The sequence below is a fragment of the Micromonospora sp. NPDC047762 genome, from assembly GCF_043204655.1.
GTDB lineage: Bacteria > Actinomycetota > Actinomycetes > Mycobacteriales > Micromonosporaceae > Micromonospora.
This window is the reverse complement of record NZ_JBIDCQ010000005.1, coordinates 293,353-311,113: the sequence shown is the minus strand read 5'-3', so window position 1 is coordinate 311,113 and position 17,761 is coordinate 293,353. Positions and strand designations below refer to the sequence as shown.

Sequence of the window (17,761 nt, the reverse complement as noted above, 5' to 3'; positions counted from 1 at the left end):
GCGCCCCGCGCACCGCCCGGTCCGCGGGGCGCCGTCACCTCACCCCATCAGGGGTACGCCGGAGACGTCGACAGTGTCCGGATACTTCAGCCCGGCACCGGTGTTGAGCACCACCACCCGCTCGCCCGCCCGGATCCACCCGCCGGCGCGCAGTTGCTTGGCCGCAGTGAGGCAGGCCGCCCCCTCCGGGCAGAGCAGCAGCCCCTCCCGGGCGGCGAAGTCCCGCAGATCGGCCAGGATGTCCGCGTCGTCGACGGCGACCGCCGTGCCGGAGGACTCCCGCAGCGCCGCCAGGATCAGCTCGTCGCCCAGCGGGGCCGGCACCGTGATGCCGAACGCCACGGTGTGCGCGTCCGTCCACGGCTGGGCCCGATCCTCGCCGGCGGCGAAGGCCCGCACGATCGGCGCGCAGCCGGTGGACTGCACCGCCACCAGCCGGGGCAGCTTGTCGCCGATCCAGCCCAGCTCGCGCAGCTCGTGCAGCGCCTTGTGGATGCCGATCAGGCCCACCCCACCGCCGGTCGGATAGATGATGACGTCCGGCGTCTGCCAGCCGAGCTGCTCGACGATCTCGTACCCCATCGTCTTCTTGCCCTCCAGGCGGTAGGGCTCACGCAGCGTGCCGGCGTCGAAGATCGCTCCGTTCGACTCCGCGATCAGCTCGGCCACCCGCCGACCGGCGTCGCCGATCAGCCCGTCGACCAGGCGCAGGTCGGCACCGGCGGCGACGCACTCGCGCCGGCAGATGCTCGGCGCCTCCAGCGGCATGACGATCGTCGCGCCCATTCCGGCCCGCGCGGCGTACGTGGCCCAGGCCGACCCGGCGTTGCCGTTGGTGGGCATCGCGATCCGCTCGACGCCCAGCTCACGGGCCCGGCTCACCCCGACCGCCGCGCCCCGGGCCTTGAACGAGCCGGTCGGGATCAGCCCCTCGTCCTTGACCATCAGGTCCGCGATGCCGATCTCGGTGCCGTACGCCGGGGCCCGCAACAGCGGCGTCCAGCCCTCACCCAGCGTGGTGACGTGCCGAGGGTCGGCGACCGGCAGCAGCTCCCGGTAGCGCCACAGGTCGGCCGGGCGCAGCGGAAAGTGTTCCGGGGTGACCACGGTAGCCACAGCCGGCAGGTCGTAGCGGGCCAGCAGCGGCGACCCGCACTCGCAGAGATTCTGTAACCGGTCGGCGGCGTGTTCCTTGCCGCAGCGCGGGCAGTCCAGGTGAGTCAGGTACACGTCGCTCCTCGCCGTCACACCGCGTCGATGCTCAGCCAGTGCCGGCTGCGCCGCCCCGACTGGTAGACCGAGTCCAGTCGCTTGGCGACCACGCCCGGCAGGCCCTGTTCCCGCCCGGCACGCAGGGCCTCGTCGCCCGCGCCCGGGAACCACGGCGGAGTCTGCCAGTGCGTACCGGACAAGACCAGCCCATCGAGCAGCTCCCGGCGTTGCGCGTACGGCACGTCGACGCTGCTCACGCCCTCCAACCAGAGCAGGTCGACGATCAGGTACTGGGCGCCGGCGGGGACCCGGCTGCCGGCGGCCGGCCGGACCGGGCGGACCCGCCCGGCACCGTCGATGCGGACCAGCACACCGTCGAGCACCGCCTCGGTCGGCGCGAGCGCCTCGGCCATCGCGCGCAGCCACGGATACCCGCCGGTGATCTCCTCGTCGGTCTCGGAGAGCAGCCGCAGTCGCCCGCCGGAGACGTACGCCATCGCCCGCACGCCGTCCCAGCGCAGCTCGTACCCCCAGGCGGCGAGGTCGCGGGGGAGCCGGGCGGCGGACGTGGCGTGCATCGGTCGGACCAGATCCGGCATCGGCGTCCAGCCCGGCGGTGCGGGGTCGGTGCGGCGGACCATCCAGTCCCGTCCCCCGGTGGCGAAGAGGACGTAGCGGCCGGCGGTCCGCTCACCGGAGAGCGTCACGATCACCTCGTCGTCGCGCCACTTCTCGCAGCGGTAGGTGCCCCGGTCGTGAATGAGCATCCGGCCGCCGCCGTACTCACCGGCGGGGATCTCACCGGCGAAGTCGAGGTACTCCATCGGGTGGTCCTCGGTGTGCACGGCGAGGTGGTTGTGACCCGGATCGCGGGGTAGACCGCGCGGGACCGCCCAGGACGCGAGCACCCCCTCGTGCTCCAGGCGCAGGTCCCAGTGCAGGCTGCGGGCGTGGTGCTGCTGGATGACGAAGCGGGCGGCGTCGGCGTCGGGGCCGGCCGACGGCGGGCTCTCCGACGGCACCGGCTCGGGTGTACGGGCCGCGTCCCGCCGTCGCCGGTACTCGTCCAGCCGGTCGGTCACACCCGCATTCTCCGGCAAAGCGGACCGGTGCGCTGGACGCCGGAGTGTCCGGTTCACTCGGCGGTCGGGGGCGCGGCGGGGTAGAACGGACCTCATGGACCTCACCGACCAGCCCACTGCCCTGCTCCCCGGTGACGTGCGGATGCCCCTGCTCGGCTTCGGCACCTGGCAGGCCACCGGCCAGGCCGGTTACGACGCCGTGCTGGCCGCGCTCGACACCGGCTACCGGCACCTCGACACCGCCACCGTGTACGGCAACGAGCGGGAGGTCGGCCGGGCGGTACGGGAGAGCGGGCTGCGTCGGGAGGACCTCTTCATCACCACCAAGCTCCCGCCGGACCGGGTGGGCCGGGAGCGCGCGACGCTGGAGGCCAGCCTGGAGGCGCTCGGCGTCGAGCACGTGGACCTCTGGCTGATCCACTGGCCGCCGTCGTCGCCGGGGGACAGCATCCCGCTCTGGCGCGAGATGCTCGCCGCCCGCGACGAGAACCTGGCCCGGGCGGTCGGTGTCAGCAACTACAGCACCTCGGAGATCGACGAGCTGATCCAGTCCACCGAGGAGAACCCGGCGGTCAACCAGATCCGGTGGAGCCCGTCGCTGTACGACCGGCAGCGGCACGCCGAGCACCGGGACCGCGGCGTGGTGCTGGAGGGCTACAGCCCGTTCAAGACCAGCGACCTCAGTGACCCGGTGCTGACCAGGATCGCCGGCGCGCACGGCGTCTCCCCGGCGCAGGTGGTGCTGCGGTGGCACATCGACCACGAGATCGTGGTGATCCCGAAGTCGGTGACCCCGGAGCGGATCACCGCGAACTTCGACGTCTTCCACTTCTCGCTCACGGCGGAGGAGATGCGCGACATCGACGCGCTCGGTGAGGTCTGAGTCGGCGAATTCCTTCAGTACGTGACCGGGAAATGAAGGGTATCGACATCGACGTACGTGACGGTATAGCGTCCCGTCATCACGTTCGTCGATCCATTCGTACCCCCCCAGTCGCTGGAGGATCGCCATGGCCAGAACCCCGTCCATCCGTCTGCCCCGTCGTGGGGTGCTCGGCATCCCGGCCCTGGTGGTCGCCGCGCTGACCGTGGTCACCCGACCCGCCGCCGCGAGTGCCGCGCCGAAGGCCGAATGCCTCGCCGACCTGCTCCAGGACGCCTGATGGCGACGATCCCCTGGCTGGTGGACGTGCTGCGCGCCGCCGGGGTCCAGGTCGTGGTCGAGGGGGACTGGCTCAACCGGATGCGGCCCGGCTCGTTCGACCCGATCGGAGTGCTCTGGCACCACACCGCCTCGACCTCCAGCGCCAGCAACCCGCACCCGGCGCTCGGCATCTGCATCAACGGCCGGTCCGACCTGCCGGGCCCGCTGTGTCAGGCGCTGGTCGACTACAACGGTGTCTTCCACGTCATCTCCGCCGGCCGGTGCAACCACGCCGGGGTCAGCGGCGGCAGCGGACCGATCCCCGCCGGGGACGGCAACACCCTGATGATCGGATGGGAGATCGACTACAACGGTGTCAACCAGGAGATGACCGCCGCGCAGTACAACGCGTCGCTCGCCGCCACGGCCGCCGTGCTCACCCGGCTCGGCCGGGACAGCAGCTACGCCCGGGGCCACCGGGAGACCAGCACCTCCGGGAAGATCGACCCGTCGTTCATCGACCTGAACGTCATGCGCGCCGACGTGGCCGCGAAGATGTCCGGCGGGAACCCGCCGGCATGGTCCTCCATCGTGGACAACACCACCGCCGGCCGGTTCACCGCCAGCGCAAACTGGGGTGTGTCGACGTACTCGGCGCAGCGCTACGGTGCCGACTACCGGTACGCGGAGCCGGTCGCGGCCAGTGACGCCGCCTGGTACAAGTTCAACGTCCCGGCCACCGCCAACTACCGGGTCGACGCGTGGTGGCCGGCGACCTCCGGATACAACGGTGCCGCCCCGTACATCGTCGCCACGACCACCGGCAACCGGACGGTCGTCGTCGACCAGCGGGCCACCGGCGGGCAGTGGCGGTCCCTCGGCACGTTCACGCTGCCGGCCGGGGACGCCAACCGGGTGGCGGTGAGCCGGTGGAGCAGCGCCACCGGTCTGATCGTCGCCGACGCCGTCCGCCTCACCCGCGTCTGACCCCGACGCCCGCCGCGGCTTGACCCGCCCGGCCCTGACTCGATCGACTCGACTTCCCGGAAGTCGGGGTGTCCCACGTGCGAGGATGCCCCGACTTCAAGGAAGCCGAGTGGATTTCCTGCATGGTGGGGGCGCGACCGCATGGTCGCGCCCCCACCATCAGTTCACGAGCGGGAGCAGGTCGCCCCGTTGAGCGAGAAACTGGTCGGGGACGAGTAGGCCCCGCTCAGGGTGCCCTGGTAGCCGAAGCTGGCCGTGCCCCCCGGTGCGACCGACCCGTTGTGGCCGACGTTGCGGGCGGTCACCGTCGACCCGCTCTGGCTCACCGTGGCGTTCCAGGCGTTGGTGACCGTCTGCCCGCCGGGCAGGCTGTAGTTCAGCGTCCAACCGTTGATCGCGCTGGACCCGGTGTTGGTGATCTGCACGTCGGCCGTGAAGCCGTTGTTCCACGAGTTCGCCGTGTACTTCACCGCGCAGCTCGCGCCACCGCTCGGCGGCGGGGTCGTCGGGTTGGTGGGCGGCTGGCCGCCACCGTTGACGTTGGCCGAGAACGAGGTCACCGCGAGGCCGACACCGCCCTGCCACGGCTCGAAGCCGGCCTGGATGCTGGTCAGGTACCAGGAGTTGGTGATCGCGCCCCGGTTACGGGTGTCGTTGATGAAGTCCAGCACGCTGAAGTTCAGGCTGGAGATCGCCGAGGACGCGACGTAGGAGATGACGTTGTTTGAGCCGTTGCTGCCCCGCCAGACCTCCCAGGTGCGGCCGGCCAGGTTCGTGGTGCCGACGACCGAGCCGATGGGCTGGATCGGGCCCTGCCGGTTGAGCCAGATCATGATCTCCATCTGGTTCACGCCGTCCCGCTTGGGCGACGGGTCCAGCCAGATGTCGTACGACGCGTTGTAGGTGGCGCCGCTGACGTAGCGGTAGGAGATGCTGCTGGTGGCGCTGCTGATCTGGCTCACCTGGATCGGCAGGTTCGTTCCCGGTGAGCAGTTGGTGTAGTGACAACCAAAGAACACCGAGGGGTACGCCGTGGGCGCCCCGTTGGTGGGGCTGCTCCCGTTCAGCGTGGTGATCTCGAAGCCGTTGCTGGTGGCGTTGATGCACTGCTGGGCGGTGGTGCCCCAGCGGTTGTTCTGCACCACGTAGCGGCCCTGAATGACCGTCGAGCCGTACTGTTCGCAGATCTGGGTGTCGGCGGAGGCGCTCCCGCCGAGGGCCACGGCCACCAGTGAACTGGCGACCAGCAACCCGGCGGCGGCCAGGGCCCGAAGTTGACGTTTCATGACACTCCTCGACTCGGCGCGTGCCGGGCGCCGGATGTGGTGGGGTGGTGCGGGAGCGCTCCCACGCTCAACGACACATTTACATGTCTGAAACTAGTGCGCAACCGTCCGCGTCGAACTGGTGAATTGTGAGGATTGCCATGCCCCGCCGGACGGCTGCCGACGGACGGCCAGCCAAGCGGCTCGGGTCCCCGACGAGCGGCGGGGAGCGGACCGATTGGGCCTGGTGTGCGCCGATCGCTCCGAGTAGCGTGTTGCCTCCAACGCGTGCCGCTCCCCCTCCGGAGGCGTACACCACCATGGGTGGCTCCCCCCTGCGCATCCTCGTCGTCGGCGCGGGCATCGCCGGCCTGGCCGTAGCCCGGGCGCTGCGCCTGGCGGGCTTCCGGCCCGACGTCACCGACAAGCTGCCACCGGGGGAGTCCACCGAGACCGGTCTCTACCTGCCCGGCAACGCCGCCCGCGCGCTGCACCGGCTCGACCTGCACGACCCGGTCCGGCCGGTCGGGCAGGTGATCCACCGGCAGCGGTTCTACGACGCCGCCGGCGCGCAACTCTGCGAGGTCGACCTCGACGCCCTCTGGGCCGGCGTCGGCGAGTGCCGGGCGCTGCCCCGGGCCGACCTGCACCGGGTGCTGCTCAGTGGTGCCGGCGGCGCCGTGCGGCACGGCGCCGAGGTCCGCACCCTGGAGCTGCTCCCGGGCGCGGTGGGCGTCACCTTCACCGACGGCACCACCACGGAGTACGACCTGGTCATCGGTGCCGACGGGCCACGCTCCTCGGTCCGCGCGCTGGCCGCGCTCGGTGGGCCGCCGCGCCCCGTCGGGCAGGTCGTCTACCGGGCCCTCCTGCGCGACGGCCCACCGGTCACCGAGTGGACCGCGCTGCTCGGCCAGCGCTCCGGGTTCCTGATGGTGCCGATCGGTGCCGGACGGCTGCACATCTACGCCGACGAGGCCGGCACCAAGGAACCCGCCGACCCCCTCGCCCGGCTGCGGGACCTCTTCGCCGAGTACCGCGGCCCGGTGCCCGAGGTGCTGGCGGCCCTCGACGAGGTGCACGTCGGGATCACCGACGAGGTGGAGTTGGGTCGCTGGTACCGGGGGCGAGTCCTGCTGGTCGGCGACGCCGCGCACGCCACCGCGCCGACGCTGTCGCAGGGTGCGGCAATGGCCCTGGAGGACGCCGTGGTGCTGGCCGAGTCGCTGCGCGCCGCCAACAGCGTGGAGGCGGCCCTGGTGGCGTACGAGAGTCGTCGCCGTCCGCGTACCCGATGGGTGCGGGACCGGACCAGGGACCGCAACCGCACCAGGGACGTCCCGCCGGCGCTGCGCGACCCGCTGCTGCGCGGCCGCGGCGACCGGATCTTCGGGGAGCACTACCGGCTCCTGCTCGGCCCGCTGTAGGCCCGTAGTAGATCGTGTCACGCCACCCCACGCGGCGCTGCGACCTGCCGGGGACTATCCTCCTTGCGGATGACGGCCCGCCGATAAACAGCGTGTGCCGAGCGGGACAACCGAGAACCGGAGGCCACTCGTGACCACCGTCGCACCCAAGCCGGTCGTGACCCGGCCCTGGCCGGTCCGGGAGCCGGTCAAGGGGTCGGCCATCGCGCGGCTGCTGCGAACCACGGACGCGAAGCAGATCGGGATCATGTACATGATCACCGCGTTCGTGTTCTTCATGATCGGTGGCCTGATGGCTCTGGTCATGCGTGCTGAGCTGGCCCGACCCGGGCTGCAGTTCCTGTCGCCGGAGCAGTACAACCAGCTCTTCACGATGCACGGCACGATCATGTTGCTGTTCTTCGCGACGCCGATCGTGTTCGCCTTCGCGAACTACATCGTGCCGATCCAGATCGGCGCGCCTGACGTCTCCTTCCCCCGGCTGAACAGCTTCGCCTACTGGCTGTACCTGTTCGGCGGAACGATGGCGACCGCCGGGTTCATCACCCCGGGTGGCGCCGCTGACTTCGGCTGGTTCGCGTACGCGCCGCTGAGCAGCGTCGAGCACTCGCCGGGCGTCGGCGCCAACATGTGGATCATGGGTCTGGCCATCTCCGGCCTGGGCACCATCCTCGGCGCCGTGAACATGATCACTACGGTGCTGACCCTGCGTGCGCCCGGCATGACCATGTTCCGGATGCCGATCTTCACGTGGAACATCCTGGTCACCAGCCTTCTGGTGATCCTGGTCTTCCCGCTGCTGGCCGCCGCGCTCTTCGCGCTCGCCGCGGACCGCATCCTCGGCGCGCACGTGTACGACCCGGCAACCGGTGGGCCGATGCTCTGGCAGCACCTGTTCTGGTTCTTCGGGCACCCCGAGGTCTATATCGTGGCGTTGCCGTTCTTCGGCATCATCAGCGAGGTCATCCCGGTCTTCTCCCGTAAGCCGATCTTCGGCTACAAGGGTCTGGTCGCCGCGACCGTCGCGATCGCCGCGCTCTCCATGAGCGTGTGGGCGCACCACATGTTCGCCACCGGCCAGGTGCTGCTGCCGTTCTTCAGCTTCCTGAGCTACCTGATCGCCGTGCCGACCGGTATGAAGTTCTTCAACTGGATCGGCACCATGTGGCGGGGCCAGATCAGCTTCGAGACGCCCATGCTCTGGGCGGTCGGCTTCCTGGTCACCTTCCTCTTCGGTGGTCTCACCGGTGTGCTGCTGGCCAGTCCGCCGATCGACTTCCACGTGTCGGACTCGTACTTCGTGGTGGCGCACTTCCACTACGTGCTCTTCGGCACCATCGTGTTCGCGGTCTTCGCGGGCATCTACTTCTGGTTCCCGAAGATGTTCGGCCGGATGCTCGACGAGCGCCTGGGCAAGGTGCACTTCTGGCTCACCATGATCGGCTTCCACACCACGTTCCTGGTGCAGCACTGGCTCGGCAACGAGGGCATGCCCCGTCGGTACGCCGACTACCTGCCCAGCGACGGCTTTACCACGCTGAACACGATCTCCACGATCGGCGCGTTCATCACCGGTATCTCCACGCTGCCGTTCATCTACAACTGCTGGAAGTCGTACAAGACCGGCCCGGTGGTCGAGGTGAACGACCCCTGGGGTCACGGCAACTCGTTGGAGTGGGCGACCAGCAGCCCGCCCCCGTTGCGCAACTTCGACCGGATGCCGCGGATCCGCTCCGAGCGGCCGGCGTTCGACGCGAAGTTCCCGGAGTTGGCGGCCGGTGGCCAGAGCCTGGCCGGCCCGCCGGAGGGTGGCGCCAAGCCGCTCACCAGCGAGTCGGACGGCGGAGCCAGCTACCGCGAAGACACCGCGAGCGACGTCGACAGGCACTGACGCTCAATCTCAGCAGTACGACGGGCGCCGCCCCCGGGACACCGGGAGCGGCGCCCGTCGCCATTTCCAGCCACTGTCACTCCCACTGCTCGCCCTCGTTCCGGCCGCTCCCCTCGCTCCCCAGGCCCACTCGGAGTCGGCTCGCCCCGGCTCGGCTCGGCTCGCCCCGGCTCGGCCCGGCTCGGCCGGCCCGGCCCGCCCCGGCTCGGCCCGCCCCGGCCCGCCCCGGCTCGGCCCGCCCCGGCCCGCCCCGGCTCGGCCCGCCCCGGCCCGCCCCGGCTCGGCCCGCCCCGGCCCGCCCCGGCTCGGCCCGGCTCGGCTCGGCCCGGCCCGGCTCGGCCCGGCTCGGCTGGGCCAGGCGTCGGTTCGCTCGGCCCGTTTCGGCTCGGCTCGGTCCGTTTCGGCCCGGCCTGGCGTTGGAGCGGCTCGGTCCGGCCTGGCCTGGCCTGGCTCGGTTCGGCCTGGCCCTCGGCCCGGTGCAGCTTGGCCGGCTGGCGTCGGCTCGGCCCGCCCGGCGCGGCGCCAGGGCAGGGAATGTCGCTAGTAAGCGTGATGTCTGTGAGTCATCGTGATGACTCACAGACATCACGCTTACTAGCGTGTATGCCTGCCTGCTGTCGGGCGGACACCGCGATCTGCAGTTATCCCGGCACGCCTGGAACTGACCGGGCCGATGTAGCTACGTCAGATATTGAGCGCCTTGGCCGACACCGTCCCGCCCTGCCCGGCCCGCCCTGCCCGGCCCGCCCTGCCCGGCCCGCCCTGCCCGGCCCGCCCTGCCCGGCCCGCCCTGCCCGGCCCGCCCTGCCCTGCCCGCCTGGCCCGCCCGGCCGGCGGTGCCTGGCCCCGACCCACGGTGCTGGCCCGCCTGGCTGGCGGTGCCTGGCCCGCCTGGCCCACAGCGCCCGGCCCGCCCGGCCCGCAGTGCGCGGCCCCGGCCGGCAGTGCCTGGCCCACCCGGCCCGTAGTGCGTGGTCCCGGCCCGTAGTGCGCGGCCCGCCTGGGCTGCCGCCCGGGGCGTGTCCGGCTTAGATGGCCCTGTCCGGGCCGGGCCGTTGGATCTCGGCCCGGCTGTCAGCGGGCGGTGAGGGTGAGGTCGGCCTCGGCGGGCGGCGGGGTGGCCGCTTCGGCGATGCGGCGGCGGCGGAGCTCGATTGGGAGCACCACCAGGGTGACCAGCGCGCCGAGTGCCCCGGTCACCACGAAGCCCCAGAGTGGCGCGCTGGCGTCGATCACTGCGCCGGCGAGCGGTGCGCCGACCGCGATGCCGACGGTGACCGCGGAGCCGTGCAGACCCATCGCCTCACCGCGTACCTCGGCCGGAACCAGGCGGCTGACCGCGTCCGAGCCGGCCGCGATGGTCGGCGCGCAGAGCGCGCCGGCGGGGATCAGCGCCAGGCAGAGCAGCCACCAGTGCGCACCGCCCAGTCCCACCGGAATGGTGCACAGGGCCAGCGCGGCGGTCAGTGCCAGCGGGGAGAACGAGCGGTGTACGGCCCCGTAGGCGAAACCGCCGGCCAGCGAGGCGACCGCCCAGATGGCCAGGACCACGCCGGTCCAGCCGACCTCGCCGCTGGCCCGCAGGACAGCGACCACCGCCACGTCGGTGCCCCCGAGCACCAGGGTCGCGGCCGCGCTGAGCGCCAGGATGGCGAGCAGCCGCGGCGTCAGCCACTCCCGGCGCGGCACCCGGCGTTGTGGGCCGGTGGGCTCGGTGGCCTCCCGGATCGGTGGGTTGACGACCCACAGGGCGATCCCGGCGGCGACGATGCCGCCACCGACGAGATACATGGTGGTCTGCGCGGAGATCGCGGTGACCAGGGCCACCGCCAACGCTGGGCCGATCATGAAGGACAGCTCCACCGACATCGAGTCCAGTGCGTAGGCGGGGCGGCGTTGGTCCTCGGGTACCAGGGCGGCGATCGACTGACGGACCACGGAGAAGATGGGCAGGGCCAGGGAGCCGGCCACGAAGGCGGCCGGCAGGAGCACGGGGTACGCCAGCGACGGCGCGGTGGACCAGAAGATCGCCTCAGCGATCGCGGTGAGCACCAGGACCGGGCGCAGTCCACGCCGGTCCACGAGTCGGCCGAGCAGCGGCCCGCCGATCGCCGCGCCCACCGTGACCGCCGCGCCCACCAGGCCGGCTGCCCCATAGCCCCGATCAAGATCGAGGACCACGTGGAATGTGAGCGTTACCCCGGTCGCGGTGAGCGGGATGCGGGCGAGGACGGCAACCAGTAGCAGCGACCGCAGGCCGGGCAGGGCGAGCGCCCGCCGGTAAGGCTTCATGTTCACGTGGGTCCGTACCTCCGGCGACATCCTCGACCGGCGGCGGCCCCTTGGCCAACCAATTAGCGCTTCATGCGGCCCTGATCACAGGCTGGCCGTGCATGAGCACCCCGGCGCCCTCCATGGCGCGTAGGGCCACGTCGGTGGTCGCCGGGGCGACGGCGGCGGTCAACTCCAGCAGCACGCTGGTGGCGAAACCCTCCCGGGCGGCGTCCAGCGCGGTCGCCCGGACGCAGTGGTCAGTGGCTATGCCGACCACGTCGACCCGGTCCACGTCGCGTCGGCGCAGCCAGTCGGCCAGACACTCGCCGTCGTCGGCATGGCCCTCGAAACCGGAGTACGCCGCCGCGTGCTCGCCCTTGTGGAAGATGGCCTCGACCTTCGCGGTGTTCAGTTCCGGGTGGAACTCCGAACCGCTGGTGCCGACCACGCAGTGCCGGGGCCAGGACTCCACGAAGTCCGGGGGATCGCCGAAGTGGGCACCCGGGTCGACGTGGTAGTCCTTGGTGGCGACCACGTGCGTCCACCGGTCCGGCTCGGCGGCGAGCAACCGGGAGATGCCGGCGGCCACCCCTGCGCCGCCGGCGACGGCCAGTGAGCCGCCCTCGCAGAAGTCGTTCTGCACGTCCACGATGATCAGCGCGTTGGCCATCGGGGGGTTTCCTCTCTCCGCACGGTCGGTCGGTGGTGCTCGGGGATGACTCAGCCAGCGGGTACGACGGTGACCGGCACGGCCGGGTCGCCGGCCGAGAGCTTCAGTCCTTCCCACGGGATGGAGATCAGGCACTCCCGCAGGTGCTCCCGTGACTCGTCGAGGGTGGGCAGCGGCACCGACTCGCCGGCGACCACGTACGACTGCTGGAGCAGGCGGTCGTTGGGCTGCCGGTCGGGAACGCCCTGCGGGACGATGACCTCCTCGGTGGCGGTGCCGGTCGGCTTGTGCCGGCGGACCGCTACCTTCCGACCGCCGATGGTGGCCTTGTGCTCGGAGCGCTTCACGACCGGCCGGCCCTCGACCTCGACCAATTTGTAGACCAGCCCTGCGGTCGGTGCCCCGGAGCCGGTGACCACGGCCGTGCCGGCGCCGTACATGTCCACCGGTTCGGCGGCCAGCGCGGCGATCGCGTACTCGTCCAGGTCACCGGAGACGATGATCTTGGTCTCGGTGGCGCCCAGCGAGTCGAGCAACTCCCGGGACTGCTGAGCGATCACCGCGAGGTCGCCGGAGTCGATCCGTACCGCCCGCAGGTCCGGCCCGGCCACCGCGATGGCGTTGCGGATGCCCTGGCTGATGTCGTACGTGTCGACCAGCAGCGTGGTGTCCTTGCCCAGCGTGGCGACCTGCGAGGCGAACGCCGCCCGCTCGTCGTCGTGCAGCAGGGTGAACGCGTGCGCCGCCGTGCCCGCCGTCGGGATGCCGTAGCGCGCGCCGGCCGCGAGGTTGGACGTGAACCGGAACCCGGCCAGGTACGCGGACCGCGCCGCAGCCACCGCCGCCTCCTCGTGTGCCCGACGCGACCCCATCTCGATCAGCGTCCGGCCCCGCGCCGCGGTCACCATCCGGGCCGCCGCGGCGGCCACCGCGCAATCGTGGTTGAGCACGGACAGCGCCACCGTCTCCAGCACCACGCATTCGGCGAAGCCACCGGAGACGGTGAGGATCGGTGAACCGGGGAAGAACAGCTCACCCTCGGCGTACCCGTCGATGTCGCCGGTGAAGCGGTAGTCGGTGAGCCACGCCGCCGCCGTCTCGTCGACCACCCCGGTCCGCAGCAGGAAATCGACCTCGGTGGGGTCGAACCGGAAGTCGCGGATCAGCTCGATCAGCCGGGCCGTCCCGGCGACCACGCCATACCGGCGGCCGCTGGGCAGCCGGCGGCTGAACACCTCGAAGACGCACCGGCGGTCGGCGGTGCCGTCTTTCAGTGCCGCGCTGACCATGGTCAGCTCGTAGTGGTCGGTCAGGAGCGCGGGGCGGTGGTTGCTCACCGCCCCAGCCTAAGGTTCAGCTCGGGTCGCCGCCGTCGTGGCCCGGGATCGAGCGCAACGCCGCCCACAGTTCGGCCCGGCCGGTGACGCCGAGCTTGGCGTAGATCCGCTGGAGGTGGTTCTCCACGGTGCGCGCCGAGAGGAAGAGCCGTTCGGCGATGGCCCGGCTGGGAGCGCCGTGCGCGGCGAGGCGCGCCACCTGCCATTCCCGCTCGGTGAGCACTGGCGCGCCGGCCTGGAGCGCCGGCGTTCGGATCAGGTCACAGCGCCCGAGCAACCCGGCGAGGCGTTCCCGGGCGTCGTTGGCGGCGGCCGAGTGCTGCCGGCGCAGCCGTTGAACGGCCTGGGAGGTGGCCTCTGCGGCGTACACGGTCAACTCCAGGGCGGCGTAGTCGTCGGCGACCGCCAGCAGATCGGTGGGGGAGTCGGTCACCGCGGCGCGGGCGTGCCGGGCCAGCAGCGGCGGGAGCACCCCGTCGACCCGCTCGGAGAGCTCGGCGAGGCGCTGCGCGACGGTGCGGCGGCTGCCGTCGGAGCAGGTGGGGCCGACAGCCATGCCCGCCTGGTCGAGTCGGACGAGGTCGTGCAGGACATGCACCTCGTGCCCGGCGAAGCCGTCGGAGCGCAGCCGGTCCACCAGGTCACCGAGGTGTTTGATCGCGCCCGGCAGGTCGCCCGAGGCGGCGAGCGACGCGCCCCGGGCCTGCTCCAGCCACGGGTAGAGCACCGCCATGCCCGGCGCGTGCGTGCGGTCGGCTTCGGCCATCGCCGCAACCGCCTGCGCGGCGTCCCCGCGCAGCGCCGCCGCCTGGGCGCGTTCGGCCTGGGCCAGACCGGCGTAGACCCGGCTCGTGGCCAGTACCGCGCAGGCACCCAGCGAGGTACGCATGGCCGCATCGCTCTGCCCACGCAGCCGGGCCGCGTACGCCTGGAGGATGGCCAGGTAGCCGGTGCCGAGGCGGAAGTCGCCGGCTCCGGCGAGGTCGGCGAACTCGTCGGCCACGATCGCGTCGATCCCGGCCAGGTCGCCGGTGAGCATGAGCCGGGTGCCTCGGGCCAGTTCCAGGGCCAACTGGAGGTACGGCATGTCGGTGCGCCAGCTCGCCGCGGCCGAGTGCACCTGGGCGATCGCCGTACCGCTGCGGGTCAGCTCGCCCTGCGCGGCCTGGACGTACGCGATGGTGGAGCGGGCCAGCTCGCGGGCGGCGACGCCCGCAGCCGGACGGTCGAGCACCCGTCGGCTGAGCTGCACGGCGGTGGCCGTGTCCAGGCGGTGCAGGCGCATGATCGCCTCGAATGCGTGCACCCGGGACCGGTCGGCGGAGTCGCTGAGCTGCTCGGCTCGGCTTGCGATCTCCTCCACCGTGGACTGCCGGCTCAGCCCCCAGTAGCTGACCATGCCGCGTACGGTCAGCCACCGGCAGAGCCGCCGCTCGTCGCCGGGCTCGGGGGTGACCGCGTCGAGGACGTCGATCGCCTCGTCGGGCCGGTCGGCGAACATCAGGATGGTGGCCAGCAGCTCCGCCGCGTCGTAGCCGCCGTCGGTGTGCAGCGCGGCCCGTGCCAGGCGGGTCGCCAGCGGCACGTCGTAGCGGGTGAACGCCTGCACCGCGGCGTCCAGCAGCAGAGCTGGATCCTGTGCGGTGCCCGAGTCGAGTCGCCAGACCGCCACCCGCAGCAGGTCGTCGCGTCGGCGTTTGCCGACCTGCTCGAGCAGCTCGGCGAGGTGTGCCTGAAGCCGGCGGGTGCGGCTGACCGGGCAGCGACGGCGCATCACCTCGCCGTAGAGCGGGTGTGCCAGCCGGACGTTGGTGCGCCGGTCGTGCTGGAGGACGGTGATCAGCCCGCGTTCCTCGGCGGTCTCCACGTCCGACTGTTCGGCGGCCTGCCTCAGGAGGTGCAGGCCCAGTGGTTCGCCGAACGCGACCAGCTCGACGACCGCGCGGACGCCGTCGGTGAGTTTGCCGACCCGGGTGTCGATGAGGTCGGTCAGGTTGGGCGCCAGTTCCAGTCGCCCGGTCCACTTCCAGATCCCGTACGTGCGCTTCAACTCGGCGCTGCCGTTGGCGGCGTGCACCAGCTCGCGCAGCAGCAGCGGGTTGCCGGCCGACAGCCGGCCGAGCCGGTCGGCGGAGTTGGCGTCGACCGGGCCGCCCAGGATCGCCGCCAGCAGGTCGGTGGTCTCCTCCTGCGGCATCGGGGTCAGCTCGACGTGCTCGACCAGGTCGTCGGTCCAGAGTGCGCGGATCGGCAGCGGGATCTGCTCACCGTCGCGCAGGGTGCCGACCACTGTGGCGTTCTCTGCGCGGGCGACGAGATGCACGAGTGCGGCCGAGGGCGGATCGAGCAGGTGGGCGTCGTCGATGGCGAGCACGATCCGTCGACCGGCCGCCTGCTGTTGCAGCACGTTGAGCGCCCAGCGCAGGATGCCGGCGGGGGAGAGGCCCTGCGGCTGCTCGGCGGGGAGGACCTGGACGAGCCCACCGAACGGCAGCGCCGCAGTGGTGGCGCTGGCGGCGATGGACCAGATCGCGAACCGGTCGGTGGGCAACGCGCCCACGCCCTCGCGCAGCAGGCGACTCTTGCCGATGCCAGCGCTGCCGCTGAAGAAGAGCCCGCGGCCGGCCTCGCCGGTCACGGCCTCCAGCAAACGGTTGAGCTCATCCGTGCGGCCGACGAACTCCCATCGACTCATTCGCGCAGCATATCGACCGGAATCCGTCCGCGCCCGCACCGTCACCGTGCGAAGTTGAGTAATCGCACAATTACCGCTGAGTATTCGAGGTGTTCCGCCCGGTCGTCGGCCCGCCCGTAGTCTTCCGACATCCGATTGACGTACCGGAAATTCCGCGACCGGGTCTCCGGTCACCCGCAACGGGAGGCACCTGATGAAGCAGGGCCCTCTCCCCTCGGTCGATTCGCCGGACGACATGACCGGCCCAGCAGACCTACCGACCTGCGGCCCCCTCCCCACCCGGGTCGGCGTGTCCGGCGCCGCCCCGGATGAGCCGCTCGGTGTGGTCGCCGTTGGCCCGGCCGGTGCTGAGCGGCGTGCTGTGCTGGCCACCCTGCTCGAGCTCGACCCGGTCATGCTCACAGTGCCGGCGGGCAGTTGGTTGGTGATGCGCGACGCCAAGGTGCCCACCCGGGCGGCGTTCGTGCCCGGTTACCGGCAGCCGCACTCGTACGGCGCGGACCGGGACGCCGCCGGTCCGGCGTTGGCCCGCCCGCCCCGGCGTGTCGAGCTGAGCGTGCCCCAGCCGCTGCTGCGGCACTTCACCCTGGTCGACGTTCCGGACACCGCCACCCTCGGTGTGTCCGGCACCCGGGTGCTGCTCGAAGCGGTGGGCCGGGCCGGCGCGATGCTCTTCGTGATCGCCGCCGACCAGGCCTTCACCGCCGCCGAGTTGAACCTGCTCGCCGAAGTCGCCCCGACCTCGGTGGAGGTCGTCTTCGCGGTCACCCCGGGCGCGGCGGGCTGGGCTCCGCTGGCCGACGGCACGGCGACTACGGAGGGCGCGGGGGCGTCCGTCCCGCCGGTCGGGGGTGCGGAGACCGAGGTGGATGCGGTCGCGGTCACTGTGGAGGCGCATCGGGCGGCGCTCCTGGCCGCCGTGCCGGCGCTGGCCGGCGCGCGGTGGTTCCCGGTCGACGGGGCCGACACCGCCGCCGACCTGCGGCGGGCGCTGGTGGGTTGGGCGTCGCGTGAGGGGTTGCAGCGGGCCAGCGTCGACCCACCGATCCTGCCGGGCCAGCAGGGCCGCGTGGCCGTGGCCGCCGATCCGGGCGACTGGTCCGAGCGGCTCGACCGCCATGCCCGCTCGTGTGCTCAGCGGATCCGCCAGCACCTCGCCCTGGAGTTGGCGAACATCCACCTTCGGGCCGTTCAGGAGATCGTGTTCGGAGTCGGCCTTGCCGGCCTACCGGATCTTCTCGACCGTGAGATGGCGGCGCTGTCGTTGTTGGCGACCGCGCAGTGCGATCAGGCGGTGCGCGGCATCATGACCGACGTCGCGTCCCAGGTGCTCGGCGCGCCGCCGGCCGAAGGCGTGCGCCGCCGGATCGCCACCGCTGTGCAGTACGGCCTGGCCGATCACCGGCCCGGCCACGAATTGGACAAGGTGCTGTTGATCACCAGCACGGCGGGCGTGGCCGAGTTGACCGGCCTGGAGGCGATCGACGCCGCCGCCAGCTATCCGATGGCGTCCCGGGACGAGGTGCTCCCGCCCATTGCGGTGGCGCTCTCCGGCGGGTGCTGGCAGCAGTGGCGTACGCCGGGCAACGGCGACCACAGCGCGGCGCGAGCCTGGTCCCAGCGGGCGGTGCGCGAGGTCGAGTTGGGGTTGTCCAGGGAGATCTCCCGACGGTTCGAGGTGATCCGCCTCTCGCTGGGCGTGGTGCTCTCCGATGCAGTCGATCACGGCATTCTGCTCGCCTGACGGCGCGCCCACCGGTTGGTCCGGGTCCGGGCC

The 17,761-nt window shown here is 72.0% G+C and carries 13 protein-coding genes; 6 read left to right on the top strand and 7 right to left on the bottom strand.

The genetic code is table 11. The annotated features are described in order from the left end of the window. Positions 1 to 39 precede the first annotated feature (39 nt). Positions 40 to 1,230 carry a threonine synthase gene (locus tag ACGF3C_RS18515; protein ID WP_357194850.1) on the bottom strand — a complete coding sequence of 397 codons (1,191 nt, stop codon included), beginning with the start codon at positions 1,228 to 1,230 and terminating at the stop codon, positions 40 to 42. A 14-nt stretch (positions 1,231 to 1,244) separates the two neighbouring features. Then, the gene (locus ACGF3C_RS18510) at positions 1,245 to 2,294 is read right to left on the bottom strand and encodes a DNA polymerase ligase N-terminal domain-containing protein (RefSeq protein WP_393223331.1); all 1,050 of its coding nucleotides are present in this window, start codon (positions 2,292 to 2,294) and stop codon (positions 1,245 to 1,247) included. Positions 2,295 to 2,388: 94 nt separating this feature from the next. Between ACGF3C_RS18510 and ACGF3C_RS18505 the strand changes: the two genes are divergently transcribed. The 3 genes from ACGF3C_RS18505 (at position 2,389) to ACGF3C_RS18495 (ending at position 4,425) form a co-directional block, all read left to right on the top strand. Beyond that, the gene (locus ACGF3C_RS18505) at positions 2,389 to 3,177 is read left to right on the top strand and encodes an aldo/keto reductase (RefSeq protein WP_357227219.1); all 789 of its coding nucleotides are present in this window, start codon (positions 2,389 to 2,391) and stop codon (positions 3,175 to 3,177) included. Positions 3,178 to 3,304: 127 nt separating this feature from the next. Next, a complete protein-coding gene (locus ACGF3C_RS18500; protein WP_238666485.1) occupies positions 3,305 to 3,457 on the top strand; it encodes a hypothetical protein in 153 nt (50 codons plus the stop codon). Then, positions 3,457 to 4,425, top strand: a complete 969-nt coding sequence (locus ACGF3C_RS18495) for an N-acetylmuramoyl-L-alanine amidase (RefSeq protein ID WP_357227216.1) — start codon at positions 3,457 to 3,459, stop codon at positions 4,423 to 4,425. The genes ACGF3C_RS18500 and ACGF3C_RS18495 overlap by 1 nt, the downstream gene beginning before the upstream one ends. Before the next feature lie 164 nt (positions 4,426 to 4,589). Here the strand turns inward: ACGF3C_RS18495 and ACGF3C_RS18490 are convergent, their stop codons facing one another. Next, complete coding sequence (locus ACGF3C_RS18490; protein ID WP_393223326.1) at positions 4,590 to 5,711, bottom strand: cellulose binding domain-containing protein; 1,122 nt, start codon at positions 5,709 to 5,711, stop codon at positions 4,590 to 4,592. 299 nt (positions 5,712 to 6,010) lie between these two features. Between ACGF3C_RS18490 and ACGF3C_RS18485 the strand changes: the two genes are divergently transcribed. Both ACGF3C_RS18485 and ctaD read left to right on the top strand, forming a co-directional pair. Then, positions 6,011 to 7,117, top strand: coding sequence for an FAD-dependent monooxygenase (locus ACGF3C_RS18485; RefSeq protein WP_357231766.1), 1,107 nt, complete (start codon positions 6,011 to 6,013; stop codon positions 7,115 to 7,117). 130 nt (positions 7,118 to 7,247) lie between these two features. Then, complete coding sequence (ctaD, locus tag ACGF3C_RS18480; protein ID WP_210780947.1) at positions 7,248 to 9,008, top strand: cytochrome c oxidase subunit I; 1,761 nt, start codon at positions 7,248 to 7,250, stop codon at positions 9,006 to 9,008. 1,074 nt (positions 9,009 to 10,082) lie between these two features. Here the strand turns inward: ctaD and ACGF3C_RS18475 are convergent. The 4 genes from ACGF3C_RS18475 to ACGF3C_RS18460 are packed head-to-tail and all read right to left on the bottom strand — an operon-like array spanning position 10,083 to position 15,984. Beyond that, positions 10,083 to 11,330, bottom strand: coding sequence for an MFS transporter (locus ACGF3C_RS18475; protein ID WP_357235529.1), 1,248 nt, complete (start codon positions 11,328 to 11,330; stop codon positions 10,083 to 10,085). A 40-nt stretch (positions 11,331 to 11,370) separates the two neighbouring features. Further along, the gene (locus ACGF3C_RS18470; RefSeq protein ID WP_393223322.1) at positions 11,371 to 11,952 is read right to left on the bottom strand and encodes an isochorismatase family protein; all 582 of its coding nucleotides are present in this window, start codon (positions 11,950 to 11,952) and stop codon (positions 11,371 to 11,373) included. A 50-nt stretch (positions 11,953 to 12,002) separates the two neighbouring features. Then, positions 12,003 to 13,289: a nicotinate phosphoribosyltransferase gene (locus ACGF3C_RS18465; RefSeq protein WP_357229592.1), complete on the bottom strand. Its 1,287-nt coding sequence runs from the start codon at positions 13,287 to 13,289 to the stop codon at positions 12,003 to 12,005. A 16-nt stretch (positions 13,290 to 13,305) separates the two neighbouring features. Continuing rightward, positions 13,306 to 15,984: a LuxR C-terminal-related transcriptional regulator gene (locus ACGF3C_RS18460; RefSeq protein WP_357229594.1), complete on the bottom strand. Its 2,679-nt coding sequence runs from the start codon at positions 15,982 to 15,984 to the stop codon at positions 13,306 to 13,308. 193 nt (positions 15,985 to 16,177) lie between these two features. Between ACGF3C_RS18460 and ACGF3C_RS18455 the strand changes: the two genes are divergently transcribed. After that, complete coding sequence (locus ACGF3C_RS18455; protein WP_357229596.1) at positions 16,178 to 17,728, top strand: hypothetical protein; 1,551 nt, start codon at positions 16,178 to 16,180, stop codon at positions 17,726 to 17,728. Positions 17,729 to 17,761 lie beyond the last annotated feature (33 nt).